Here is a 1,592-nt window from a genome sequence, read left to right on the forward strand (position 1 = left end):
CCGAAGTTCCCGATCGTCTCCAACCTCAGCGGTGAACTCGCCGGTGAGGAGCTGCTGTCGGCCGATTACTGGGTGCACCATGTCCGCCAGGCGGTCCGTTTCCTCGACGGCGTACGTCACCTGGAGATCCAGGGCGTCACGACGTACCTGGAACTCGGCCCCGGCGGAGCCCTCTCCGCCATGGGACAGTCCTGCGCCACCGGCGACGAGGTCGCCTTCCTTCCCACCCTGCGCAAGAACCGCGCCGAGACCGAAGCGCTCGTCACCGCCGTGGCGGAGCTGCATGCGCACGGCGTCTCCGTCGACTGGACGGCGTACTACACCAACACCGGCGCCCAGCACACCGACCTGCCCACCTACGCCTTCCAGCACCAGCACTACTGGCCCAAGAACTCCTTCCTGGCCGGTGATCCGACCAGCGTCGGTCTGAGCACGTCCGAGCACCCGCTGCTCGTGGGCTCGGTCGCGCTCGCGGGCGAGGACGTCTCCCTCTTCACCAGCCGGCTGTCGTTGGACTCGCACCCGTGGCTCGCGGACCACGCGGTCTTCGGTTCCGTCCTGCTGCCCGGCACCGCCTTCGTCGAGCTTGCGCTGCATGCCGGTGAGCGTGTCGGCTGCGCGGTGCTCGACGAACTCACCATCCAGGCCCCGCTGGTGATGCCCGAGCGGGGTGCCGTGATCCTTCAGGTCGTCGTGGGCGCCGGGGGAGAGGACGGCCGCCGCCCGGTCGCCATCCACTCCAGCCCGGCCGGCAGCGTCGAGGACGAGACGTGGACGCTGCACGCCTCCGGTGTCGTCGCCGCCGATACTGCTGCCCACTCCGCTGTCACGCTCACCGAGTGGCCGCCGCGTGAGGCGGTGGTCGTCGAGACCGGTGGCCTGTACGAGGACATGGCTGCCGCCGGGTTCGGTTACGGGGCCGTCTTCCAGGGCCTTCGGGCGGTGTGGCGACGCGGGGACGAGGTGTTCGCGGAGGTCGCCCTCGATCAGGATCTCTGGGACGAGGCGGGCCGCTTCGGTTTGCACCCGGCGCTTCTCGATTCCGCCCTGCATGCCATCGGTGTGAGTGGCGGCCCGGCCGGTCTTGAGGGCCCGGGGCTGCCGTTCGCCTGGACCGGCGTGAACCTGACCGCCATCGGTTCCCCCGTCCTGCGCGTCCGGATCTCGGAAGGCCGGGGCGGCGCGGTGACGCTGGACCTGGCCGACGGCACCGGCGCTCCCGTCGGGCGCGTCGACGCACTCGTCCTGCGTCCGGTGACGGCCGAGCAGATCGACGGGGCTTCGCCGCGTGAGGGCTCCGACTCGTTGTTCCGGCTGGATTGGGTCCCGGCCCCGGCAGCTCCGACCACCCCGGTCACTGACCTGGCGGGGGAGTTCGAAGTCCTGGTGGTCCCCGGCTCCGATGCCGCTGACGCCGGTGTGGTCGTGGATGTGCACAACCGTGTCACCGAGGTGCTCGCCCGGCTCCAGCGTCGGCTGTCCGATGAGTCGGCCGGTCGCCTGGTGGTGGTGACGTGTGGTGCGGTGGGTGAGGTTTCGGATCTTGGTGCGGCTGCGGTGTGGGGGTTGGTGCGTTCGGCGCAGTCGGAGCA

Annotated in this window: 1 protein-coding gene; it reads left to right on the top strand. The window is 70.5% G+C overall.

Annotation, left to right across the window (positions count from 1 at the left end):
- Positions 1-1,592, top strand: a 1,592-nt coding sequence (locus BT364_RS38900) for a polyketide synthase dehydratase domain-containing protein (RefSeq protein WP_177328413.1), incomplete at both ends; no start/stop codon positions are given.

It is taken from the genome of Streptomyces atratus, assembly GCF_900119365.1.
GTDB classification, from domain to species: domain Bacteria; phylum Actinomycetota; class Actinomycetes; order Streptomycetales; family Streptomycetaceae; genus Streptomyces; species Streptomyces atratus_B.